The sequence below is a fragment of the Pseudonocardia sp. HH130630-07 genome, assembly GCF_001698125.1.
GTDB lineage: Bacteria > Actinomycetota > Actinomycetes > Mycobacteriales > Pseudonocardiaceae > Pseudonocardia.
Window position 1 is genome coordinate 2,273,549 of record NZ_CP013854.1, and the last position, 22,829, is coordinate 2,296,377.

Annotated in this window: 21 protein-coding genes, 2 tRNA genes and 1 pseudogene; 9 read left to right on the forward strand and 15 right to left on the reverse strand. The window is 71.2% G+C overall.

Annotated features, from left to right (window positions below):
* The first annotated feature begins 147 nt into the window (after positions 1-147).
* From AFB00_RS11045 to AFB00_RS11055, 3 genes and pseudogenes are all read left to right on the forward strand, one after another.
* Positions 148-1,107 carry a ketopantoate reductase family protein gene (locus AFB00_RS11045; protein ID WP_068797156.1) on the forward strand — a complete coding sequence of 320 codons (960 nt, stop codon included), beginning with the start codon at positions 148-150 and terminating at the stop codon, positions 1,105-1,107.
* Between the two features lie 25 nt (positions 1,108-1,132).
* Positions 1,133-2,291: pseudogene (locus AFB00_RS11050) on the forward strand (cytochrome P450).
* A gap of 73 nt (positions 2,292-2,364) precedes the next feature.
* Positions 2,365-2,934, forward strand: a complete 570-nt coding sequence (locus tag AFB00_RS11055; protein ID WP_068797157.1) for a TetR/AcrR family transcriptional regulator — start codon at positions 2,365-2,367, stop codon at positions 2,932-2,934.
* Positions 2,935-2,949: 15 nt separating this feature from the next.
* Here AFB00_RS11055 and AFB00_RS11060 read toward each other — a convergent pair whose 3' ends face one another.
* Positions 2,950-3,669 carry an SDR family NAD(P)-dependent oxidoreductase gene (locus AFB00_RS11060; protein WP_068797158.1) on the reverse strand — a complete coding sequence of 240 codons (720 nt, stop codon included), beginning with the start codon at positions 3,667-3,669 and terminating at the stop codon, positions 2,950-2,952.
* 108 nt (positions 3,670-3,777) lie between these two features.
* On the opposite strand from AFB00_RS11060, the gene AFB00_RS11065 reads away from it, so the two are divergent.
* A complete protein-coding gene (locus AFB00_RS11065) occupies positions 3,778-4,743 on the forward strand; it encodes a LysR family transcriptional regulator (RefSeq protein WP_068797159.1) in 966 nt (321 codons plus the stop codon).
* Between the two features lie 606 nt (positions 4,744-5,349).
* On the opposite strand, the gene AFB00_RS36155 is transcribed toward AFB00_RS11065, so the two are convergent.
* From AFB00_RS36155 to AFB00_RS11080, 3 genes are all read right to left on the reverse strand, one after another.
* Positions 5,350-5,871, reverse strand: a complete 522-nt coding sequence (locus AFB00_RS36155) for an IS5 family transposase (RefSeq protein WP_442965863.1) — start codon at positions 5,869-5,871, stop codon at positions 5,350-5,352.
* The gene (locus AFB00_RS36160; RefSeq protein ID WP_442965819.1) at positions 5,795-6,247 is read right to left on the reverse strand and encodes an IS5 family transposase; all 453 of its coding nucleotides are present in this window, start codon (positions 6,245-6,247) and stop codon (positions 5,795-5,797) included. The genes AFB00_RS36155 and AFB00_RS36160 overlap by 77 nt, the downstream gene beginning before the upstream one ends.
* Positions 6,248-6,557: 310 nt before the next feature.
* Positions 6,558-7,991 (reverse strand): IS1380 family transposase, encoded by a 1,434-nt coding sequence (locus AFB00_RS11080; RefSeq protein WP_068796312.1) that lies wholly within the window; start codon positions 7,989-7,991, stop codon positions 6,558-6,560.
* 255 nt (positions 7,992-8,246) lie between these two features.
* On the opposite strand from AFB00_RS11080, the gene AFB00_RS11085 reads away from it, so the two are divergent.
* The 3 genes from AFB00_RS11085 to AFB00_RS11095 all read left to right on the forward strand — a co-directional run bounded on the left by AFB00_RS11085 (position 8,247) and on the right by AFB00_RS11095 (position 9,982).
* A complete protein-coding gene (locus tag AFB00_RS11085; protein ID WP_068796313.1) occupies positions 8,247-8,639 on the forward strand; it encodes a hypothetical protein in 393 nt (130 codons plus the stop codon).
* A 147-nt stretch (positions 8,640-8,786) separates the two neighbouring features.
* Positions 8,787-9,077, forward strand: coding sequence for a transposase (locus AFB00_RS11090; protein ID WP_060710840.1), 291 nt, complete (start codon positions 8,787-8,789; stop codon positions 9,075-9,077).
* Positions 9,074-9,982, forward strand: a complete 909-nt coding sequence (locus AFB00_RS11095; protein WP_060710839.1) for an IS3 family transposase — start codon at positions 9,074-9,076, stop codon at positions 9,980-9,982. Before AFB00_RS11090 ends, AFB00_RS11095 begins: the two co-directional genes overlap by 4 nt.
* Here AFB00_RS11095 and AFB00_RS36165 read toward each other — a convergent pair.
* The gene (locus AFB00_RS36165) at positions 9,946-10,221 is read right to left on the reverse strand and encodes a transposase (RefSeq protein ID WP_083275434.1); all 276 of its coding nucleotides are present in this window, start codon (positions 10,219-10,221) and stop codon (positions 9,946-9,948) included. The genes AFB00_RS11095 and AFB00_RS36165 overlap by 37 nt on opposite strands.
* A 66-nt stretch (positions 10,222-10,287) precedes the next feature.
* Here AFB00_RS36165 and AFB00_RS11100 point away from each other — a divergent pair, with 66 nt between their 5' ends.
* Both AFB00_RS11100 and AFB00_RS11105 read left to right on the forward strand, forming a co-directional pair.
* A complete protein-coding gene (locus AFB00_RS11100) occupies positions 10,288-11,439 on the forward strand; it encodes a hypothetical protein (RefSeq protein WP_068797160.1) in 1,152 nt (383 codons plus the stop codon).
* Between the two features lie 2 nt (positions 11,440-11,441).
* On the forward strand, positions 11,442-11,999 hold the full coding sequence (locus AFB00_RS11105) for an isochorismatase family cysteine hydrolase (protein WP_068797161.1): 558 nt from the start codon (positions 11,442-11,444) through the stop codon (positions 11,997-11,999).
* 13 nt (positions 12,000-12,012) lie between these two features.
* Here AFB00_RS11105 and AFB00_RS11110 read toward each other — a convergent pair whose 3' ends face one another.
* The 10 genes from AFB00_RS11110 to gnd form a co-directional block, all read right to left on the reverse strand.
* Entirely contained in the window at positions 12,013-13,341 is a 1,329-nt protein-coding gene (locus AFB00_RS11110; RefSeq protein WP_068797162.1) for a site-specific integrase, read from the reverse strand.
* A gap of 83 nt (positions 13,342-13,424) precedes the next feature.
* A tRNA-Ala gene (locus tag AFB00_RS11115) sits at positions 13,425-13,500 on the reverse strand.
* A 37-nt stretch (positions 13,501-13,537) separates the two neighbouring features.
* Complete coding sequence (locus AFB00_RS34755) at positions 13,538-13,648, reverse strand: DLW-39 family protein (protein WP_231974321.1); 111 nt, start codon at positions 13,646-13,648, stop codon at positions 13,538-13,540.
* A gap of 36 nt (positions 13,649-13,684) precedes the next feature.
* Positions 13,685-13,758, reverse strand: a tRNA-Ile gene (locus tag AFB00_RS11120).
* Between the two features lie 79 nt (positions 13,759-13,837).
* The gene (locus tag AFB00_RS11125) at positions 13,838-14,668 is read right to left on the reverse strand and encodes a DUF3566 domain-containing protein (RefSeq protein ID WP_231974323.1); all 831 of its coding nucleotides are present in this window, start codon (positions 14,666-14,668) and stop codon (positions 13,838-13,840) included.
* Positions 14,669-14,767: 99 nt separating this feature from the next.
* The gene (gyrA, locus tag AFB00_RS11130; protein ID WP_068800209.1) at positions 14,768-17,191 is read right to left on the reverse strand and encodes a DNA gyrase subunit A; all 2,424 of its coding nucleotides are present in this window, start codon (positions 17,189-17,191) and stop codon (positions 14,768-14,770) included.
* Positions 17,192-17,327: 136 nt separating this feature from the next.
* A complete protein-coding gene (gene gyrB, locus AFB00_RS11135) occupies positions 17,328-19,427 on the reverse strand; it encodes a DNA topoisomerase (ATP-hydrolyzing) subunit B (RefSeq protein ID WP_442965853.1) in 2,100 nt (699 codons plus the stop codon).
* A 376-nt stretch (positions 19,428-19,803) separates the two neighbouring features.
* Complete coding sequence (locus AFB00_RS11140; RefSeq protein WP_231974325.1) at positions 19,804-20,514, reverse strand: DciA family protein; 711 nt, start codon at positions 20,512-20,514, stop codon at positions 19,804-19,806.
* Positions 20,515-20,577: 63 nt separating this feature from the next.
* Positions 20,578-21,795 carry a DNA replication/repair protein RecF gene (gene recF / locus AFB00_RS11145; RefSeq protein WP_068797164.1) on the reverse strand — a complete coding sequence of 406 codons (1,218 nt, stop codon included), beginning with the start codon at positions 21,793-21,795 and terminating at the stop codon, positions 20,578-20,580.
* A gap of 7 nt (positions 21,796-21,802) precedes the next feature.
* Positions 21,803-22,702: a phosphogluconate dehydrogenase (NAD(+)-dependent, decarboxylating) gene (gene gnd / locus AFB00_RS11150; RefSeq protein WP_068800211.1), complete on the reverse strand. Its 900-nt coding sequence runs from the start codon at positions 22,700-22,702 to the stop codon at positions 21,803-21,805.
* Between the last annotated feature and the right edge of the window lie 127 nt (positions 22,703-22,829).

The window sequence follows — 22,829 nt, forward strand, 5'->3', positions numbered from 1 at the left end:
GCTGTCGTGATCGGCCGGTCGAACCGGCTTTCCCGACCGAAGTCGGACGCCGGGACCTCGTGCGGCGGAGTCTCTCTCGTTGACAATTGGAGACAATCTCCATATAAGTGAAGTGGAGACAGTCTCCAGATGCGAGTGGGGTGCAGCGTGAAGATCCTGATGTTCGGCCGCGGCGTGATCGCCTCCGTGTACGGCCACGTGCTCGAACGGGCCGGCCACGAGGTCGAGTACTACGTCCGGCCGGGGCGCGCCGCGGCGTACGGGAGCACGATCGACGTCGAGCTGACCGATCTGCGGAGCAGGCCGTGGGGACAGCGCGTCGTCGGCCGGTGGCCGGTGCACTGTCGCGAGGAGCTCGACGCCGACCACGACTTCGAGCTGATCGTGCTGAGCGTGGGGCACCACCAGCTCGCCGGGGCCGCCGCGTTCCTGGCTCCGCGGATCGGGGACGCGACCGTGCTGGTCTTCGGCAACGTCTGGGCCGAGCCACTGGTCGCGATCGGCGATCTCCCGGCCGACCGGGTCGCCTGGGGCTTCCCGCAGGCGGGCGGCGGGATCGGTTCCGACGGCGTGCTGCGGGCCGCCCTGATGCGCCCGGTCCTCTTCGGCACCCTCGACGGGCCGGCCACCGCCCGCGAACTGGCCGTCCGCCGGACCTTCCGGGAGGCCGGGCTGACGATCCGCGAGCAGCCCGACTTCCGCGGGTGGCTGTGGCTCCACGTCATCTCGGACGCGGGCCTGTTCTCCCAGGCGTTGCGCCGGGGCACGATGGCCGACCTGGTCGGGGCACCGGGAGCCCTGCGCGAGGCGATGCTGGTCGCCCGGGAACTGCTGCCCCTCGTCGAGCGGCGCGGGGTCGACCTCGGCCGGCACCGTCGCACGCTCCTGCGGTTCCGGGCCCCGGTGTGGCTGACCGGTTCCGCGCTGGCGCTGGTGACGGCCGTCGTCCCGCTCGCGCGCCGCAACGTCGAGGCGCACGACGATCCCGCGGCCGAGGAGCCGCGGGCGGTCTGCCGGGACGTGCTCGCCGAGGCCCGTCGACTCGGTGTCGCGACACCCCGGCTCGACGCGGCCGAGCCGCATTTCGCACCGACGCGAACCCGTTGAACCGCACCCGAGGAGAGGAACGGACATGACAGCTGTCGAGGACTTCCCCCAGGCCCGTACCTGCCCGTTCGCTCCGCCGCCGGCGTACGCGCGGATCCGCGAGGAGGACCCGGTCTGCCGGGTCCGGCTCCCGGACGGCGGGTACGCCTGGGTGGTCAGCCGCCACTCCGACGTGCGTACCGTCCTCAACGACCGGCGGTTCAGCTCCGACCGCAGGCATCCGCGATTCCCGGAGCTGGTGGAGGGCGGGGCCGCGGCCAAGCGTGCCGACGACGAGCCCACGCTCCTCCACATGGACTCGCCCGAGCACGCGACGGCCCGCAAGGCGGTGCTGGGAGAGTTCACCCTGCGCCGGACCGAGGCGCTGCGGCCGCGGATCCAGGAGATCGTCGACGAACGGGTCGGCGCGATGCTGGCGGGGCCCCGGCCGGCCGATCTGGTCGCGGAGCTGTCGTTGCCGGTCCCGTCACTGGTGATCTGCGAACTGCTCGGTGTGCCCTACTCCGCGCACGCGTTCTTCCAGGAACGGTCGTCCACACTGATCGCCCGGGACACACCCCCTGAGGGACGTCTCGCCGCGGTTCTCGCCCTGCGTGGCTACCTGGGCGAGCTGATCGCGGAGAAGGAGACCGACCCGTCCGACGATCTGCTCGGGCGCCAGATCGGCGCGTTGCGCACGACGGGCGCCTACCGGCGGGCCGCTCTCGTGGAAATGGCGCTCCTGCTGCTGGTGGCCGGGCACGAGACGACGGCGAACATGATCTCGCTCTCGACGGTGGCGTTCCTGCGTGACCCCGGGCAACTCGCGTCGATCCGGGCCGATCCGGGGCGGACCCTCGCCGCGGTCGAGGAGATGCTGCGGTACTTCACGATCGTCGACGCGGCGACGGCACGACTGTGCGTCGAGGACGCCGAGATCGGCGGGCAGCTGATCCGCGCGGGTGAGGGGGTCCTGGCGCTGACGTACTCGGCGAACCGCGACCCGCGGGTGTTCGACGAGCCCGACGAGCTGGACATCGGGCGCGGCGGCCGCCATCACGTCGCGTTCGGGTTCGGGCCGCACCGTGTTCGACACGCTGTTCCGCCGCATCCCCACGCTCGCCCTCGCCACCGGCGTCGACGACCTGCCCTTCAAGGACGACGCGACCATCTTCGGGCTGCACCGGCTCCCGGTGACCTGGTGACGGCGCTGTCCCCACGGCCGGGGAACTGGGGCACGATGAGCGGACGATCTCCACCCTCGACGTGAGGTGCCGCGTGACCACCGACAGGCCGCTGCGTGCCGACGCCCGGCGCAACCGCGAGGCGATCGTCGCCGCAGCCCGGGAGGTCTTCGACGCCGGCCGGTTCTTCGACGTGCGATTCGACGACCTGGCCGGTCTGGCCGGAGTGGGCACCGGCACGCTCTACCGGAACTTCCCCACCCGCGAGGCACTGGCCGAGGCGGTCTACCACTCGGAGATCACCACTCTGAGCGACCGCGCACGGCACCTCCGGGCGACCCGCACCGCGAGCGAGGCACTGACGGTCTTCCTGCGGGACATGATCGACCACATCGACGCGCACCAGGGCCTCGCCCGGACACTGGCGACCCTCATGTCGGCGGGTACCGGCGACATCACCGCGAGCGGGCACGAACTCGAAAACGCCGTGGCCGAGCTGGTGGCCGCGGGCGTGGCGGAGGGCTCCCTGCGTGACGACGTCGGCACCGGGGCCGTGATGATGGCGCTGCACGGCATCGGTGCCGCCCATGCTCGTCCCGGGTGGCGGGCGGAGGCCGACGGCGTCGTGACCCTGCTGCTGGACGGCCTGCGCCGGAACCGGTGACCCGGGGAGGGAGCATCACCGCCGGCGGTGCTCACCACCGTTGACCGCCAGTACCTGGCCGGTGATCTGCCGGGCGCCCGGCGAGGCGAGGAACTCCGCGGCCGCGGCGACGTCGTCGGGCAGGCTCGCCCGGCGGGTCGCGGCCGCGGCGACGAGGGCGGCACGACGGTCGTCGTCGAGGTGGTCACCGAAGAACTCCGTACCGGCGACGTAGCCGGGGGCCAGCGTGTTGACCGTGACGTCCGCCGGGCCGAGCTGTCCGGCGAGATCGACGGTCCAGCAGGCCAGCGCGGCCTTCGCCGCCCCGTAGGAGCCGGCGCCCTTGTCCGCGGCGATCGACCCGACGTTGACGACCGTCCCGCCCGGCCGCAACCGGTCCCGCACGGCCGTCGTGGCCAGGACCGCGGAGAGCAGGTTCGCGTCGAGGTTCGCCCGCCAGCTCCGCGCGACACCGGCGAGATCGTCCCCCGGTCCGCCGCCGGAGAGGTCGGTGTTGCCACCGGCGTTGTTGACCAGCACGTCGACGACGTCGGGCAACACGGCCCGGCCGACCGCCTCCGGGTCGGTGAGATCGACGGGCACCGCGACGGCACGGTCGCCCAGCTCCCCGGCCAGGTCGTGCAGCGGCCCGGGCCGGCGGCCGATGAGCGTGACGTGCGCGCCACCCCCGTGCAACCGTCGCGCGGTCGCCCGGCCGATCCCCGTACCCGCTCCCGTGACGACGACGTTCCGCATGACTGTCCTCCCGTGGTGGTGTCCGGTACAGGAGCGAGACTTCCGCGCCGGACGGGTGTCATCCGGATTCGTAGGAGGATCTGCCGTATTGATGCCAGAATCAGATGAGTGGAGACCCGTCGACTGCGCGCGGTGCTGGCGGTCGCCGAGCACGGCCACTTCGGCCGCGCGGCGACGGCGCTCGGGGTCGGTCAGCCGCGGATCAGCCGGCTCGTTCGCGAGGCCGAGGACGAGCTCGGTGTGGCCCTGTTCGAGCGTGACACCCGCACCGTCGTCCTCACCGCGGCCGGGACCGCCTACGTCGACGAGGCCGGCCCGGCACTCGTTCGGTTGGATGCCGCCGCCGAGCGGGCCAGGGCCGTCGGCCGCGGTGACGCCGGGGCGGTGACCGTCGGCACGGTCGGGTCCGCCCTCACCCCACCCTTGCCCCGGCTCCTGCGGACCTTCCGCGAGCGCTGCCCGGCCGTCACCTGCTCGATCGCCGAGCTGACGACGACCGAGCAGGTGGAGCGCCTGCGGGCCGGGACCCTCGACGTCGGCTTCCTCCGGCCCCCGCTGCCCGCACCCGCCGCGGACGAGCTGACGCTCCTGACGGTCCTGCGGGAGCCCCTGGTCTCGGTGCTCCCGCCGGGACACCGGCTCGCCGCACGCACCCGGATCCCGATCGCCGCACTGGCCGACGACCCGTTCGTCCGCAATCCGCGGCGGCTCGGTCCCGGCCTGCACGAGACCATCACGTCGCTGTGCCGGGCGGCCGGATTCCTGCCCCGCACCGTGCAGGAGGCCACCGACATGCAGACCGTGTTGGGGCTCGTCGCCGCCGGTTACGGCGTCGCGGTCGTACCGCGGTCCAGCGCGAGCGGATGTCCCGACGGCGTCGGACGGGTCGAGCTGACGGCCGGCCCGACGATCGAGCTGGCCCTCGCCCACGTCGAGCCGATCACGTCGCCCGCGGCGGCCCGGCTCGTCGCGCTCGCCCGTGACCTGGACACGAGCCGCGACCGGCTGCTCAGGAACCCGGGCCCGGCGCGGTCTCCGTCGCCGGTCCGTCGGCGGAGACCGCCACGGTGGTGAGGAGCGGGGCGGATGCCCCCGTGCACGAGAAAGACCCCGCCGAGAGATCCCGACGGGGTCATTATCCTGGTGGAGACGAGGGGAATCGAACCCCTAACCCCCGCCTTGCAAAGGAACGGGCTCGTGTGAGCTGCGTTGCATCCGGCAGCTCAGGGGCTCGTCGAGTCTTCACACGTTGGCTTCTCTGGCATCCGATGTGTGCCGTTGGATGCCGAAGTGGATGCCAACGCATCTACACGAGCGTAGGGCGTCTACCCCCCGACCTACTACCTGCAAGGCTGTCCACGGCGGTTACATCGTGCTCCGACCTGCCAAACCATCCACGCGGAGCGTCCCCCATGCGCACCTGGACCCACGATGCGCAGGACGAACGGGTCACGCGGGGTGTCACGACAGCCGGACCGCGATAACGAGCGCCAGCCGCTTCGACCACCAGGCTGGCCGTCGCGGCGCTCGACACTGCGTGGCACAGTCGCTGCTCGTGGGCGTCCCGAACCTGATCTACGGCACAAACCTCGGCTGTGTAGCCGGGATCGGCCATAGCAGCCGCGCAATGCTCTGGGACTGCCCAGAGTTCGAGTAGCACGCAGCGGAGACGTGATCCACCTAGGGTGTGTCTCCCAATGCGCGGAGCCAGGTGACGATCGCCTTCAGGACGGCGCCGCCGCGGAAGGTCAGGGCGAGCTTGTCGTAACGGGTGGCCAGCCCGCGCCACTGCTTGACGTGGCAGAACCCGCACTCGACGACGTTGCGGTTTCGGTAGTCGACCGGATCGAATGCGGGCGGTCGGCCGCCGCGTGAGCCCCGTCGTTTGCGGTGTCCCTGCTGGTCAGAGGGCTCCGGAATGACAGCGATGATCCGGCGCTCGCGCAGGTGCCGGCGGATCGCGCGTGAGGAGTAGGCCTTGTCCGCGCGCACGCGTTCGGGCCGGGTCCGGGGTCGTCCCGGGCCCGGTCGGGCGATGCTCAGGCGCGCCATCAGGTGCGGAAACATTGGCGAGTCGCCGCCCTGGCCGGGGCCGAGGAGGACCACCAGCGGGCGGCCGTGCCCGTCAACGAGCTGGTGGATCTTCGTCGACAGCCCTCCGCGGGACCGTCCCAGCGCGTGATCTGCTGGTTCGGCGAGCAGATTCGTGTAGTTCGATCCGGCCCCCTGTGTCGCGCTTGAGGGTCGCGGCGTGCTGGTGGGCACGGATGATCGTGGAGTCCACGCTGACCGCCCACCCGAGCACCTCGGCGGCGTCGGCCTCGACCAGAAGAGCAGCCAGGATGTGGTCCCAGGTGCCGTCGCCGCTGTAGCGGCGGTGCCGCTTCCACAACGTCTGCCACGGCCCGAACTCGGCTGGGACGTCGCGCCAGGGAAGCCCGCACCGATACCGGTAGATGATCCCCTCGATCACCCGGCGGTCATCGCGGAACGGGCACCCGCGACGACCCTCGGAGGAGGGCAACAGCGGCGCCAGACGGGCCCACTGGGCATCAGTCAGGACAGCGGTACGCGGCACCGATCAAGCATCGCGCACCCCGCTCCGCCTATCTGGGAGACACGCCCTAGCGGTGACAACTTTCCCTACGCCTTCAAGCCGGGCCGGACGGGCGGCGTCGCTGCCGCCCGCCTCCTGCCTCCGGTCCGGCGGCCGGCGCGCGCACGCCCCGCCTCCGCTCTGACCCGAATCCGCGAGTAGGCTATGAGCTGATCTTGGTCGGCCAAAGTTGATGTTGCTTGGGTCGGGAGTGGGGTGGTGGGCAAGCGGGCGGCCCGAGTGTCGCCTCGGGTGGCGGGTTCCTGTGCTGGTCGGGGCCGGTGCGGCCGGGTCAGGACGGAGCGGGCAGGGCGCGGACGCGGGCGAGGACCTCGGCGAGTAGGTGCTCGCCGGGTGGTAGGCGCAGGGTGAGGCCGCGGGCGTGGCGCACGAGGCGGGCGGGGATGGTGATCAGCCGCCGGCGCAGGGTGGCGATCATGGCCTGGCCGCCGCGGACGCCGTGCCCGACCAGGCGCCCGTCGCGGGTGCGGGCGGTGAGGTGGTGCAGCCACCCGCTGGTGGTGGCGGCCAGGAGTGCGCCCCACATCCAGGCTCGGTTCACCGCGAGGTGTCCGGAGGGGAGGTGGCGCAGCGCGGCGCCGTGCTTGGTGTCGCGGAACAGGTTCTCCACCTTCGTGCGGTGGCGGTACCAGTACTCGGCCTGCGCGGCTGCGGCAGGTGTGGAGACGTCGAGGTTGGTCACGATGAACGAGTAGGCGAACACCCCGTCGACCTTGGCCACCGTAGCGAGGTCGTCGAGCGGGAGCGCCCGCTGGGCGGGGTGCAGGGTGCGTCGGCGCCGCGCTCGCGGGTCACCGGAGACCTGGCCGTGGTCCAGGTCGAGCCGGACCCGACGGATCAGCAGCTGGGTCGCTGCGGGCCACCAGTTCGGGCAATAGTCGGCCACCGCGACCTGCGCGCCGGTCATGTCGATCGCGTCGGTCCACCCGTCGGCCGCGACGCCGTCGAGGATGCGCCACAGCGGCGCGATGCGTCGGGCGCCGATGGCGAACTCCACGCCGACGAACAGGGCTGCGCGGGCGAGCTGCCCGGCGAAGTAGCCCGCGTCCGCACGCACGCGGACTCGCCCCGCCCGCGCCTGCGCGGGGAGCGCGGCCAGCGCCCGGTGGAACAGCTCGGCGCTGGTGGCGCGGGGGTCATCCCGGCCCGAACCGAGGTCAGCGGCCAGCACCACCGCGGTGTCGGCCCAGGTCGCGACGTGCGGGCGGGCGACCCGCTGGCCTTGGTGGTTGAACGCCACGCCCTGCTTGAGCCGGCCGTAAACCTCGACATCGGTGGTGTCCAGATCGATCGTCACGTCCGCCGTCAGCTGCTCGGCCCGGTCCGGGTCGACCTGGGCGAGCAGGTCCAGCGCGGTGGTGTGCACGTCACCGAGCCCGGTCTCCACCGCCGCCCACTGCCCCTCGATGAACTTGCGCGCGAGCCCGGCGGCGGTCGTGGACGCCAACCCCGGCACCGGCGTGAGTGCCTGCCCGGCGGTGTCGGCGCGGTGCCGGTCCAGCCCGACCAGGAAGTCCTCCCCGCACAGCTGCGCCGCCGACATGCCGACCAGCATCTGCCCGGCGCTGCACCCGCGGTCGCGGTCCTTGATGGGCCCGACCGCGGCGTCGAGCTTGTCGATGATCCCGAGCCGGTCGATCAGCTCGGTCACCGCGGCCAGCCCGGAGAACCTGGTCAGCGCCGCGTCCGGCGCGCCGAGACGCACCCGCGCACACCGCGGGCGTCGCTTGCGTACTGTTCGCACCTGATAGGTGTCCTCTCAACCCGCAATGTCGTGTCGTCGCAAACACGATCATCGCAGGTCAGCGGGCACCTATCGCCATCTCCCCAGTCCGGCCACCAGCGCAACTCGCGGATTCGGGTCAGAGGAGTCGGAGTACCAATAACCGTCGTCGCTCGGGGGGCCGCGGCCCTCGACGGTCAGCTCGTCGCGACCGTCGCGGACACCGTCGGAGCAGCCATGGCCGTCGCAGCCACGGCCGAGACGGGCCTGCGGAGTCTCGCCCAGCAGATCGGTCGCCGGGCCGTCCAGGCCGGCACCACCGCGGTCCTCGTCCGCCGATCCCGCGGAGAGCCGATCGCGCTCACCCGAGCGCGGCACGAGCACACCCTCCGGGCTGCGCTCGCCCGGGAACTCCCGAGCGTGCTGCGGAACACCGTCGCCGGCCGCGGCCAGGAGCTGCTCGGCCAGCCGCAACCCCGCATCGACCGCGCCCCGAGCCACCTCCAGCACCGCACCCACCACGGGACCACCGTGGCGCCCGGCCCCGGATCCGGCCCGCTCGAACGCCCCGTCCGCCGCGTCACGCACCTGCGCCAGAGCCTGACGGGCCTGCCCCCGACCCCCGGGTGAGGCCCCACCCACCCGCTCGGCCGAACCCTCACCCAGCACCAGCGACCGGCCCTCGCTCCGGGCGTCCTCGACCGCGTTCCGAACGGCCTCGCGCAGCGATCTGCGGTTCCCCCATGATCGGGGAGGCATCAGCTATAAGGGGTAGCGATGCCAGAGGTACGGAAGCGCTACGACCGGGAGTTCCGTGACGGAGCGGTCCGGGTCGTGGAGGAGACGGGCAAGCCGATCGCCCAGGTCGCCCGTGACCTGGGGGTCAACGAGGGCACGCTGGGCAACTGGGTGGCCCGTGCACGAGAGGCCCGCGAGGACACCGAGGGCCTGTCTCGCGGCGGCGTCGAGGAGCTCAAGCGGCTGCGCGCGGAGAACGCCGAGCTGCGGATGGAGCGTGATGTCCTCAAGCGATCCGTGGTCCTGTGGGTCAAGGAGGCGACGAAGTGAGCGTGGCCCGTTTCATCGCCGACCAGAGGACCTTCCACCGGGTGCCGCACACGCTGGCCTGCGCCCTGTTGGGGGTGTCGATCTCCTGGTTGTACAAGTGGCTCGACCGCGCCGCGCGTTCCGACGGTGGTGCCACCGCGACCGAGAAGCGCCGCTGCGCGTTGGACGCCGCCGTGGCCGTGGCGTTCGACGACGCCCAGCGGCTACACGGCTCACCCCGTCTGCACGCCGACCTGTGTGAGGCCGGATGGCGGGTGTCGGAGAAGACCGTGGCGGACTCGATGCGCCGCCAGGGCCTGGTCGCCCGCCGGATCAAGCGGCACAACGGGCTGACCCGCCAGGACCGCACGGCGCCGAAGTTCCCGGACCTGCTTCGTCGGGGTTTCACTGCGGCCGAGCCGAACCGCAGATGGGTCGGGGACATGACCGAGATCCCCACCGCGGCCGGGAAGTTGTATCTGGCCACGGTGATCGACCTGTACTCGCGGCGGCTGCTCGGCGCGGCCACGGGGCTGCACCCGAACGCCGAGCTGGCGTGTGCGGCGATCCGGATGGCGGTGGCGGCCCGCGGCGGGGCGGACCGAATCGCCGGGGTGATCTTCCACACCGACCGCGGGTCGACCTACACCGCGGGCGCGTTCACCGCTCTGTGTCGGCGGCTCGACATCCGTCAGTCGATGGGCCGGGTCGGGTCGTGTTTCGACAATGCCGCGGCGGAGGCGTTCTTCTCCAGCCTGGAGTGGGAAGTGCTGTCCCGCAACGACTTCGACACCATCAGTAGGGCGCGGGCGGCGGTCATCGACTGGTGTTACGGCTTCTACAACCACCGGCGGCGACACAGTGCCGCCGCCGGGCTCTCACCGATCAACTACGAGAACGCCGCCCTCACCCGAGACGCGGCATAAGAACCCTCCACGATCTCGGGGGAACCGCAGATCCCGGTTCGGTATCGGAAGATGATCCCCTCCACCACGCGGCGATCCTCGCCGAACGGGTGCCCACGCCGCCCGGCGTTGGAGGGCAGCAGCGGCCCGATCAACTGCCACTGAGCATCCGAGAGCAGCGCGAACCTCGACGAACTCACCGGCTCATCCTGCCGGCAGTCCGGACACCCATATGGGAGACACACCCTAGCAGGCAACATCAACAGACGACAACGAGGACAGCGGTGGACAGGACCGCTGTCACATGGACACGGGGGACACCGGGGATGGACACAGGGACGTCGACCACCCTCGTGCCGAACCGCGCCCTGCTGGAGCTGCGCGGTGGTCGGTCCTGGGGTCGGCCTCGTCTGGCGAAAGAGCTACATCGCTACTGCGCCGCCCGAGGATGGACTTCGCCCGGGGAGTCCAACATCGAGAAGCAGATCTACCGCTTGGAGACGGGCCGGGTGCGGCGACCGGACCCGTTCTACGCCCGGCTCATCGCCGAGTTCTTCGAACGACCGCCGATCGACCTGTTCGGCCCCTCCGAGACGTCCGCGACGGGGGCCACGTATCGGATCCGCAGCCACAAGTTCATTCCGCTCTACGTCGGCGCCGAGGCGATGGCGGATCTCGGGTCCGTTCCAGCGGACGACGTGGCGAACGACTGGCTGACCGGTCAGCGCATCGAGCAGCTCGAACTCGCCGGCGCCCGCGCGTTCGGCTGGCCATTCGGGGTGGTGATGTTCCATCTCGTCGAGGACCTGGAGCCCGACTCCGTCGCCTGGCTCGCCGTCTGGCGACGCCGCACGTACGACGAGAACATGACGCACGCCCTCCAGGTCGTCGCCGATCACGGTTTCAGCGTTCTCGGGGACCCGTACGTCCTGAGCACCTACTGGGTCGAGGAAGTTCCGCTCGGCGGTCCGGCGCTGGACAGCGCGCTCCGGCTGCTGTGCGTACCTCGAGTGCTGGTCGGCCGACAGGGGACCGGAACGCCTGCCGAGAAGCTCGCTCGCGCCTCCGTCGTCGAGCAGGCGTTCCTGCGCGACGGCTTCGACCATCCCGATATCCAGGACTTCGGCGTGCAGGCGATCGCGACCGGATACGCATCCTGGTCGGGGGTCGTCTACCGACCTCACGCAGCGGAGCAGTGCCTGTCCGAGCGCGAGCTGATCGCATGCGAACTGTCCGTGCAGGCAACCTGGGCGTACACGGACTACCTGCGGAAGGTCGTCGAGTCCGGCCAGGATCCAGAGGTCCCGGCCGAGTACGGCTGGCGCTACCTTCGTGGTGTCCGGTCACGGCTCACCACGGAGCGACCGCAGGAATCGGCACAGCACCGCGCGATGCGCGAAGCCATCATCAACACGAGCGGTCTGCTCCGACGGCTCGATCAGGCCATCGACACCCTTCGCGACTCCGACAGGCGGTAGCAGTGGCAGAGATCAATCCGGTCCTCGTCGTCGTCGACGTCCAGAACGGGTTCGTCACCGAGCACTCGCAGCACGTCGTGCCGGTTGTCGAGCGCCTGGCGCGTGAGTGGCTGGAGGCAGGCCGGGATGTGGTTTTCACCCGCTACCTGAACTACGACGACAGCCCGTTCGAGAAGATCATGGGCTGGTCGAAGCTGAAGGACTCACCTGAGATCGACATCGTCGACGAGCTGCAAGAACACAGCAGCCGAGCCGTCGCCGTGGTCGACAAGAAGATCTACACCTTGTTCAACGAGGACGGCATCGCGCTCGCGAGCGAGCGCGGTTGGACGGACATGTTCGTGTGCGGGATCGACACGGAGGTGTGCGTACTCAAGACAGCCGTCGACGCGTTCGAGCTCGGCATCCGTGCGTGGCTGCTCGTGGACGCCTCGGCCAGCCACTCGGGACCGGCACCGCACGACGCCGGCGTACTCGTCGGCCAGAAGATGATCGGGCGGCGACAGACGATCACCACGGCCGAGATCCCGGACGTTCTGGGCAACCGCGCGCTCGTCTGATCAGCTCGCCTGCTCACACTTCGGGCGGTTGGGGACGGACCCGGCGCGCCACGATCTCAGCGGCCCGCCGGTCCTCGTTGGCGACCCACGCCGCGTAAACGCGAAGGGTGGTTGCTCCGCCACCGCCGTGCCCGAGACGACCTGCGACGGTCCTCAGATCGACGCCGGCCGTCAACAGCTCGGTTGCTGAATAGTGCCGGAGTGCGTGCAGGTGGCTGTCGATACCGACTCGCTCGCACATACGTCCGTATCGGTGAGTCACGCCGCTGGGATCGCACGGCTTCTCGTTCGTCGGGGAGTAGGAGAACAGGTAGGCGGCGCTCGTCGGCTTCACTCCGACCTGCCTGCAGCGCTCCTCGTAGCGAGCCCAGTGCTCGCGGAGCAGCTCCACGGTCTCGCTGTCGACGGCGAGTCGCCGAGCGCGATGTGTCTTCGTGTCCTTCTCGATGCTCTTGCCGACCACGCGAACGTGGTTACGACGTACGTACAGAACGCTCGAGTCCAGATCGACGTCCGACCAGCGCAGCGCCAGCAGCTCGGCCCGGCGCAGACCAGTCACCATCACGACCCAGACGAGGACTCCCCAGTCCGCGCCCTCCTCCCGTGCCGCGGCGACGAGAACGGCCGCCTCCGCCGAAGTCGGCGGATCCGGGTCGGGGACGGGAGCCCGAGGGATGCGCGCCAGCTCGGCCAGGTTCGAGCTGATCCACTCCCATCGCTCGGCGGCCGTCAGCGCGGCCCGGATGATGAAGTGAATCTTCCGGACGGTCGCGGCCGCGAGCGGACGGCAGACATGTTCGCGGCACTCGGAGACCGCGCAACCTCGTTCGGCGCAGTCGTGCTCCGGGTATCCGCTGGCCGGCGGGCGGCCGGGCGGGCGTTTGTGCCGGACCTCTCGGCACTCGTGCGGCCCGTCGATCCGATGCTCGACGTACGGCCGACCGTCACACCGGGCGCCGCACCGACGCAGCTCGGCGTAGAAGCGCTCCAGACCGTGCGTCGTGATCTTCCCGAGCGGATGGTCACCCACCACCGGGTAGATGTGCTTGGCCGCATAGCCGACGTACGTGGCACGCGTCGACTCCTCCAACTCGTGCGTGCCGAGCCACGCCTCGATCGTCGTCCGCAACGATGCGCGGGTGGTGGCGTGGCGCTGCGCGGCGACCTGGCCGACGAACTTCTTAAGGAGCTGCTCGGCCTCGGTCCGGCTGGGCCGGGAGCCACGGAGGTAGATCTTGCGCCCGCTGACCGGATCTCGGCCCGAGAACAGGACCACCTGGTAGGAGTTCCCGCGGCGCCGGATCATCCCCTGCTGACGGCGCTTCGGCGGGTCCTTGGGCATGCCTCCGAGGCTAATGGATGCCACAGCGGATGCCAGGCGTTTGGTCAGACGCCGTTGCAGTAGCTAAAACTGCTGGTCAGATGTGGTGGAGACGAGGGGAATCGAACCCCTAACCCCCGCCTTGCAAAGGCGGTGCTCTGCCAATTGAGCTACGTCCCCGGGTGGGCACCGGTCACGGTACCCGCGCGGAACGGGTTCAGCGGGTGGTGGCCTCGTGCCAGAGATCGTCGGAGCCGACGCCCCGCAGGCGGGACCAGCCGAAGTACGCGGCGCCGGCGACCACGGCCAGGGCGAACAGCTTCTTCACGAGAGCTCCTCACGATGTCTTCGGAGGGGAAAGGTGTGGGCCTAGCTGGATTTGAACCAGCGACCTCATCGTTATCAGCGATGCGCTCTAACCAACTGAGCTATAGGCCCGTGCAACGGGTGAAACCCTACCGTACGGGTCCGAGCACCCCGCTGCGGGGGTCCTCGGTCCCGTACGGTCCGACGGGCGTCAGTCGCGCTCGGAGAGCGTGACCTCGATGCCGCCGACCAGGTCGGCGGCGACGTTGTAGACGAAGGCCACGATCGTCACCGCGACCGCGAACAGCAAGCTGTTGACCGCGCCGATGATGGCGGCGAGGCCGAAGACCCGGCCGGCGCTGATCAGCGAACCGCCGGTCTCCTCCTGGCCGGTCACCAGGTCGGCGTAGGTGCCGTTGAGCCGGTCCCACACCCCCATGCCGCCCAGCACGCCGTACAGGACTCCCGCCGCCACCATCCACACCAGCCACAGGACGACCGCCAGCGCCAGCGCCATCTTCAGCACCGACCAGGGGTCGAGCCGCTTCAGCTGCAGGAGTGCCTGCCGCGGCGGGCGGTTGCGCACCGAGGCCCGCGGGACGTCCGCGCCGGCGGCGCGGTTCTCCGGGTCCCGGGTCGCGGTCGCCGTCCCGCCGCCGGACGACGGACCGGCAGCCGTGTCCGGCGCCGTGAGGAACGCGGTCGGTGCCTCGCTCAGCAGCGAGTCCGCCACCGTGGGCTGGTCGCCGTTCGCACCCTCGTGCGCGTCCGGAACCCGGCGCCAGGGCGGCGGCGCGGACACCGCGGACTCGGCCGCCGGCTCCTCCGCGGCCGCAGGAGCCGGTCCCGGCGCCGGCGGTGCGGTCGCCGGCGGTGCGGGCACGGCCGGTGCGGCGGGCGGAGCCTGCGCCGGTTCCGCGGGGCGGGGAGTGGGACTCGGCGGGACGTCCGGGGACGCCGCCGTGGGCTTCGGTGCCTGGTCCGCATCGGTGGCGACGGTGCGGCCCTCGCCCTCCGGCGGGGTGCGGTCGTCGGTGCTCACGAGATGGAGCTCTCCTCGCTGGTCGTCGCTGCGGTCGTGCGGTCTCCGGTTCCCAGGCGCCGCGGGCGGCCGGTCGCTGCGACCGGCCGCCCGGACGACCTACGCCTGCTGGCCCGGGTCCTCCTCGGTCTCCTCCGCGTTGCGGGCGACCGCCAGCAGCGTGGAGCTCTCGCCCAGGTTCATCAGGCGGACCCCCTTCGTCTGCCGGCCGGCCTTGCGCACCTCGCGGGCGGAGGTCCGGATCACCCCGCCGGTGGAGGTGATCGCGTACAGCTCGTCGTCGATACCGACGATGAGTGCACCGACCAGCGTGCCACGCCGACGGTCGTACTGGAGGGTCAACACTCCCTTGCCGCCGCGACCCTGCACCGGGTAGTCCTCGATCGGGGTGCGCTTCGCGTAGCCACCGGTCGTGGCGACGAGCAGGAAGGTGTCCGGCCGGATCACCCCGAGGGCGAGCAGCTGGTCACCGCTGTTGAACCGCATCCCGAGCACACCGGACGTGGCCCGGCCCATCGGCCGCAGCGCGTCGTCGGTCGCGGTGAACCGGATCGACTGGCCCTCGGCGGAGACGAGCAGCAGGTCGTCGTCACCCGAGCAGAGGACGGCGCCGACCAGCTCGTCGTCGTCACGCAGGTTGATGCCGATCAGGCCGCCGGAGCGGTTGGAGTCGAAGTCGGTGAGCCGCGACTTCTTCACCAGACCGTTTCGCGTCGCGAGGACGAGATACGGCCGCGCCGAGTAGTCCTTGATCTGCATGACCTGGGCGATCTCCTCCTCCGGCTGCAGGGCCAGGAGGTTCGCCAGGTGCTGTCCGCGGGCCGTCCGGTTCGCCTCGGGCAGCTCGTAGGCCTTGAGCCGGTAGACCCGCCCGCGGTTGGTGAAGAACAGCATCCAGTCGTGCGTGGAGCACACGAAGAAGTGGTTGACGATGTCGTCCTGCTTCAGCTGCGCGCCCTGCACACCCTTCCCGCCGCGCTTCTGCGCCCGGTACAGGTCGGTCTTCGTGCGCTTCGCGTAGCCGGTGCGGGTGATCGTGACGACGACGTCCTCGACCGCGATGAGGTCCTCGTCGGTCACGTCGCCGTCGTAGCCGACGATCCGGGTGCGCCGGTCGTCGCCGTGCTGCTCGACGATCTCGGCGAGCTCGTCGCGGACGATCTCCCGCTGCCGCTCGGGGCGGGCCAGGATGTCCTCGTAGTCGGCGATCTCGCGCTCGATCTCGGCGAGCTCGTCGACGATCTTCTGGCGCTCCAGCGCGGCGAGCCGGCGCAGCTGCATGTCCAGGATCGCCTGGGCCTGGATCTCGTCGACCGTCAGCAGGTCGATCAGGCCGGCCCTGGCGACGTCGACCGTGGCCGACGCCCGGATCAGTGCGATGACCTCGTCGAGCGCGTCGAGCGCCTTGACCAGACCGCGCAGGATGTGGGCCCGCTCCTCGGCCTTGCGCAGCCGGTAGCGGGTCCGCCGGACGATGACCTCGATCTGGTGCCGCACGTAGTGCCGCACGATCTGGTCCAGGCGCAGCGTGCGCGGCACGCCGTCGACGATCGACAGCATGTTCGCGCCGAAGCTGTGCTGCAGCTGGGTGTGCTTGTACAGGTTGTTCAGCACGACCTTGGCGACGGCGTCGCGCTTCAGCGTGATCACGATCCGCATGCCGATGCGGTCGCTGGACTCGTCGACGATCTCGGCGATCCCGGCGATCTTGCCGTCGCGCACCATCGTCGCGATCGACTCGATGAGGTTGTCCGGGTTCACCATGTAGGGCAGCTCGGTGACGACCAGCGTCGTCCGGCCCTTGGCGTCCTCCTCGACCTCGACGACCGCACGCATCCGGATCGAGCCGCGGCCGGTCCGGTACGCCGACTCGATCCCGTCCCGGCCGACGATCAGGCCGTGGGTCGGGAAGTCCGGGCCCTTGATGCGCTCCATGAGCGCATCGAGGAGCTCCTCGTCGGTCGCGTCCGGGTTCTCCAGGCACCAGGTGACCCCGGCGCCGACCTCACGCAGGTTGTGCGGCGGGATGTTGGTCGCCATCCCGACCGCGATGCCGGAGCTGCCGTTGATCAGCAGGTTCGGCACCCGGGACGGCAGGACGGTGGGTTCCTGGGTCTTGCCGTCGTAGTTGTCGAGGAAGTCGACGGTCTCTTCCTCGATGTCCTGCAGCATCGCCATGGCGAGCGGGGACAGCCGGCACTCGGTGTACCGCATGGCGGCCGCCGGGTCGTTGCCGCGGGAACCGAAGTTGCCCTGCCCCTGGATGAGCGGGTAGCGCATCGACCACGACTGGGCCAGCCGCACCAGGGCGTCGTAGATCGCCGAGTCACCGTGCGGGTGGTAGTTACCCATCACGTCACCGACGACGCGGGCGCACTTGACCGGTGCGCGGTCCGGCCGGAAGCCGTTCTCCCCCATCGAGTAGAGGACGCGGCGGTGCACCGGCTTGAGTCCGTCCTCCACCAGTGGCAGCGCGCGCCCGACGATCACGCTCATCGCGTAGTCGATGTAGGACCGCTGCATCTCCTGCTGGATGTCGACCGGTTCGACCCGGCCGCCACCCTCTCCGCCGCCTGCCGCGGGGGCGGCGGGGTCGATCGTGTCCGTCACGAAGTCTCCTCGTGCGAGTTCGTACGTTCGTCTGGATCAGGTGTGTGGATCAGACGTCCAGGAAGCGCACGTCCTTGGCGTTGCGGGTGATGAACGACCGGCGGGACTCGACGTCCTCGCCCATGAGCACCGAGAACAGCTCGTCCGCGGTCGCCGCGTCGTCCAGGCTCACCTGCAGCAGCAGCCGGTTCGTCGGGTCCATCGTGGTCTCCCACAGCTCCTTGGCGTCCATCTCGCCGAGACCCTTGTAGCGCTGCACGCCCTGGTCCTTGGGGAGCTTCTTGCCGGCCGCACGGCCGGCCTCGATCAGCCCGTCGCGCTCGCGGTCGGAGTAGGCGTACTCCGGCTCGGCGCCGCGGCCGCCCCACTTCAGCTTGTACAGCGGCGGCTGGGCCAGGAACACGTGCCCGTTCTCGATCAGCGGGCGCATGAACCGGAACAGCAACGTGAGCAGCAGCGTGCGGATGTGCTGGCCGTCGACGTCGGCGTCGGCCATCAGCACCAGCTTGTGGTACCGCAGCTTGGCGAGGTCGAAGTCGTCGTGGATGCCGGTGCCCATCGCGGTGATGATCGACTGGACCTCGGTGTTCTTGAGGACGCGGTCGATCCGGGCCTTCTCGACGTTGATGATCTTGCCGCGGATCGGCAGGATCGCCTGGTGCATCGAGTCGCGGCCGGCCTTCGCCGAGCCGCCGGCGGAGTCGCCCTCCACGATGTAGAGCTCGCAGCTCTCCGGGTCCCGGGACCGGCAGTCCGACAGCTTGCCGGGCAGGCCGCCGATGTCACCGGCGCTCTTGCGGCGCACCAGCTCGCGGGCCCGGCGCGCGGCGAGCCGCGCCTGGGCCGAGGAGACCGCCTTGTTGACGATCGTCTTGGCCTCGGTGGGGTTGCGCTCGAACCAGTCGGCGAGCCACTCGTTCGACACCCGCTGGACGAACGACTTGACCTCGGTGTTGCCGAGCTTGGTCTTCGTCTGGCCCTCGAACTGCGGCTCGGAGATCTTCACCGAGACGATCGCGGCGAGCCCCTCGCGGATGTCGTCCCCGGACAGCGCCGGATCCTTCTCCTTGATCAGCTTCTTGTCGCGGGCGTACCGGTTCACGGTCGCGGTCAGCGCGTGCCGGAAGCCCTCCTCGTGGGTGCCGCCCTCGTGCGTGTTGATCGTGTTCGCGAACGTGTAGACCGACTCGGAGTAACCCGAGTTCCACTGCATCGCGACCTCGACCTGGTGGCCGGGGCCCTCGCCGGTGTAGGCGACGATCTTGCGGTGGATCGGGTCCTTGGACTTGTTCAGGTGCGCGACGAAGTCCTCCAGCCCGTTCGGGTAGTGGAAGACGTACTCCTTCGGCTTCGCGACGTAGCCCTCGGCGTCCGGCTCCGTGTCGGCGTCGACCACCGGGGCCGCCTCGATCGGGTTCCCGTCGGCGTCGACCGCGTCCGACGACGGGACACCGGCGGCCGGCTCGGGGCGCCGCTCGTCGCGCAGGACCATGGTGAGGCCCTTGTTGAGGAACGTCTGCTCCTGCAGCCGGCGGCGGATCGTCTCCAGCGTGTAGGCGGTCGTCTCGAAGATCGTCGGGTCGGCCCAGTAGGTGATCGTGGTGCCGCTGTCGGACTTCTTCGTGGTGCCGGCCTCGATGAGCTCGCCGGGCTTGGCGTGGTCGTAGCGCTGCTTCCAGATCACGCCGTCCTTGCGGACCTCGACCTCGAGCGCGGTGGACAGCGCGTTCACGACCGACACACCGACGCCGTGCAGACCGCCGGAGACGGCGTAGGACTTGTCGTCGAACTTGCCGCCGGCGTGCAGGCTGGTGAGGACGACCTCGAGGGTCGGCTTCTTCTCCGTCGGGTGCATCTCGACCGGGATGCCACGCCCGTCGTCCTCCACCCGGACGCCGCCGTCGGCCTGCAGGGTCACGACGACCTTGGTGGCGTGGCCGGCCATCGCCTCGTCGACCGAGTTGTCCACCACCTCCCAGATGAGGTGGTGCAGGCCCCGCTCACCGGTGGAGCCGATGTACATGCCGGGCCGCTTGCGGACCGCCTCCAGCCCCTTGAGGACCGTGATGGACGACGCGCCGTAGGCGTTCTTCGCTGCCTTGTCCTGAGCCACGAGTAGCTGGTTCTCCTCGCCACGTGAACCGGCCACGCGGGCACCGCGTCTCTCGACGCGGGCGACCGTGGAACGGTTCCACCTACCGGGCGCTCAGGTCATGTCAGGGGGAGGCGCCCGGGAACACCGTCACAGTCTACCCGCAGGGACCGACGGAAAGGCGCTCAGGACCCGCCCAGAACCGCCACAGACGGGCGAACGGCGTCCGGTGCGGGATCAAATGTGCCCGGACGGGGACGGGCGGTCCGATGGCCGTGTCATCTCGCGCTCACCGCCGACGTACGGCCGGCGCCGTCCCGAACCCGGCTCCCCACCCGGGTCGGGCATTCCGGACGGGTACGGCGCCGTGACGCGCTCGCAACGTTCCCGTCGCCCGTCCGGACACCTCCGGGTCGCCGAGGGCCGGTCGTCGTCACCCGTAGGTGTCACGGGGGCCGCGGCCGCGGACGTGCCGGGGGCCGTGCCGCCAGCTCGGTCCGCTCGGGCCGACCACCCGGATCCGGCGCACGATGTCCGGTCCGACCGCGGCCGCCAGCCGGGTCAGCAGCTGCCGCTGCAGCGTGCGCAGCTGGGTGGCCCACGCGGTCGACTCGGCCTGCAGGGTCAGCTCGCCGTCGCGCAGCGACACCGGGATGCAGTGGTCCGCGACGTCCGGCCCGACGAGCTGGGGCCAGCGGCCCAGCACCGTCGCGTCGGTCAGCCGGGACGACCAGCCACGGTCCATCGACACCCGGGAGGCGATCCGGCCGAACGGCTGCGGGTCCCGGTCGTCCGGGCCGGAACCCGACCACCGGCGCCGCCGGCCCTTCCCGGACACCACCCGCAGTTTCGGCAGTGCCTGCTCGGCCCGCTCCTCGACCTTGCGGGCGGACGCCTCGCGGGCGGCCCGCAGCGCGTCCCGGGCGAGATCCGCGCCGCGCAGCCCGGCCCGCTCCCCGCCGAGCAGGTCGCCCTGCTCCCCCGGCGCACCGCCGCCCGTGACCGGCCCGTGACCGGGGGCCTCCGCGGCTCCATCCCCAGGCCGCCGACCGGGACGGCCCGCGCCGCGACCGTCTGTCCGGCGGTTCCCCGATCCACGACGGCGTCCGTCCCCGGCTCCGCGGGAGTTATCCACATTATCCACAGGCTTGTCCCCAGATCGCCGTGATGCGGTCGAGACCTGATCCGCGCCGTGTCACCGGGCCGGTCACCGCGGCTCCGCCGCCGGTTCTCCTGCCGGTTCCCGGCGGGCCACCGTCCGGTCACGGACCTCGAACCGGGCCCCGTCCAGCTCCGCCGGCACGTCCTCACCGACGGCGGCCGTCACCAGGACCTGCTCGGCCCCGGCGACGAGACCGGCCAGCGCGCGCCGGCGGGTGGCGTCGAGCTCGGCGAAGACGTCGTCGAGCACCAGGACCGGCTCGACGTCGTCGGCCTGCAGCAGCCGGTAGGACGCCAGGCGCAGCGCGAGCGCGAACGCCCACGACTCGCCGTGGCTGGCGTACCCCTTCGCCGGCCCCTCGCCGAGCGCGAGCTCCAGCTCGTCGCGGTGCGGGCCGACGAGGCACACGCCCCGCTCGATCTCCTGGGCCCGCACCTCCGCCAGCCGGCGCAGGAGCAGCTCCTCCAGGTCACCGGTCGACTCCGGGAGCTCCGCGACGCCCGGGGTCCCCAGGCTGGACCGGTAGTCCAGCCCGATCGGGTCCGACGACGGCGCGATCTCGGCGAACGCGTCCCGGGCGTACGGGGCCAGCGACACGACCAGCTCGCGACGACCGGCGAGCAGCGCGGCGCCGGTGCGGGCCAGGTGGCCGTCCCACACCTCCAGGGTGGTGAGCGCCGAGGCGTCCTCGGGGAGCTCGTCACCCGCCGCCGGCGGGGCCGGGCGCTGCCGCCCCCGCGACCCCCGCAGCGCGGGCTTCGCGGACTTCAGCAGGGCCGACCGTTGCCGGAGCACCTTGTCGTAGTCCGAGCGGACCCCCGCGTAGCGCGGGAACCGGGCGACCAGCAGCTCGTCGAGGAAGCGGCGGCGCTCCGTCGGGTCGCCGCGGACCAGCGCGAGGTCCTCCGGTGCGAACAGCACGCTGCGGAGGATCCCCAGGACGTCCCGCGGCCGCGACACCGGTGACCGGTTCACCCGGGCCCGGTTCTGCCGCTGCGCGTTGATCTCCAGCTCCACGCCGAGCCTGCGGCCGTGGTGGTGCACCTCGCCGCGCAGCACGGCCTGCTCGGTACCCCGGCGGATCAGCGGCACGTCCGAGGAGACCCGGTGCGAGCCGAGGCTGGCGAGGTAACCGATCCCCTCGACGAGGTTCGTCTTGCCGGCGCCGTTCGATCCGACCAGGACCGTGACGCCGGGATCGAGCTCGAGCTCCGCCTCCGGCCACGACCGGAAGTCGGTGACCGAGAACCGCCTGAGGTACACCGACCGGTCAGCCTCCCTGCGCCGGGCCGGCCTTCTCGCCGGGAGCGCCGGCCGGGCCGACCTTCTTGACCGCGTGCCCGCCGAACTGCTGGCGCAGCGCGGCGACCGCCTTCATCGCCGGGGACTCGTCCTGCCGGGAGGAGAACCGGGCGAACAGCGCCGCGGAGATCACCGGCAGCGGGACGGCGTGCGCGATGGCCTCCTCGATCGTCCAGCGGCCCTCACCGGAGTCGTCGACCCAGCCCTCCAGCTCGGCCAGCTCCGGGTCGTCCTTCAGCGCGTCGACCAGCAGGTCGAGCAGCCAGGAGCGGACCACCGTGCCGCGCGACCACGCCTGGATCACACCAGGCACGTCGGTCACGAGCTCGCTGGCCTGCATCAGCTCGAAGCCCTCGGCGTAGGCCTGCATCAGGCCGTACTCGATGCCGTTGTGGACCATCTTGGCGAAGTGGCCCGCGCCGACCGGACCGGCGTGGGCGAAGCCCTCCGCGCGCAGCCCCTCCGGCCGGAGCGCGTCGAAGATCGGCATGGCGAGCTCGATGTGCTCCGGCTCGCCACCGGCCATCAGGCCGTAGCCGTTGTCCTTGCCCCAGATCCCGCCGGAGACGCCGCAGTCGACGTAGCCGATCCCGTGCGCGGAGAGCAGCTCGGCGTTCGGCTTGTCGTCGGTGTAGCGCGAGTTGCCGCCGTCGATGACCAGGTCGCCGGGTTCCAGCACGGTGGCGAGCGTCGCGACGGTGTTCCGGGTCGGCTCCCCCGAGGGGACCATGACCCACACGACGCGCGGCGCGGACAGCGCGCCGGCCAGCTCCTGCAGGGAGCCGACGTCACTGACCTCCGGCCGCGGGTCGTAGCCGACGACCTCGTGCTCGGCGGCCCGCAGCCGCTCCCGCATGTTGCCGCCCATACGGCCCAGGCCGATCAGACCGATCTGCACTGCGATGCCCCCTCTGTCCTCACGCGCCGCGCACCGCGTTGCGGGGCACGGCGATCCTCGTCGATCACGCCGGGGATCGAGTCTTCCGGTCCCGCCG

Coding starts and splice junctions, on each gene's coding strand:
- AFB00_RS11110 (WP_068797162.1), bottom strand. CDS start 13,341: ATGCCCAAGGACCCGCCGAAGCGCCGTCAGCAGGGGATGATCCGGCGC.
- gyrA (WP_068800209.1), bottom strand. CDS start 17,191: ATGCAGCGGTCCTACATCGACTACGCGATGAGCGTGATCGTCGGGCGC.
- AFB00_RS11090 (WP_060710840.1), top strand. CDS start 8,787: ATGCCAGAGGTACGGAAGCGCTACGACCGGGAGTTCCGTGACGGAGCG.
- AFB00_RS36165 (WP_083275434.1), bottom strand. CDS start 10,221: ATGTTGCCTGCTAGGGTGTGTCTCCCATATGGGTGTCCGGACTGCCGG.
- AFB00_RS11060 (WP_068797158.1), bottom strand. CDS start 3,669: ATGCGGAACGTCGTCGTCACGGGAGCGGGTACGGGGATCGGCCGGGCG.
- gnd (WP_068800211.1), bottom strand. CDS start 22,702: ATGGGCGGCAACATGCGGGAGCGGCTGCGGGCCGCCGAGCACGAGGTC.
- AFB00_RS11100 (WP_068797160.1), top strand. CDS start 10,288: ATGGACACAGGGACGTCGACCACCCTCGTGCCGAACCGCGCCCTGCTG.
- AFB00_RS11085 (WP_068796313.1), top strand. CDS start 8,247: ATGGCCGTCGCAGCCACGGCCGAGACGGGCCTGCGGAGTCTCGCCCAG.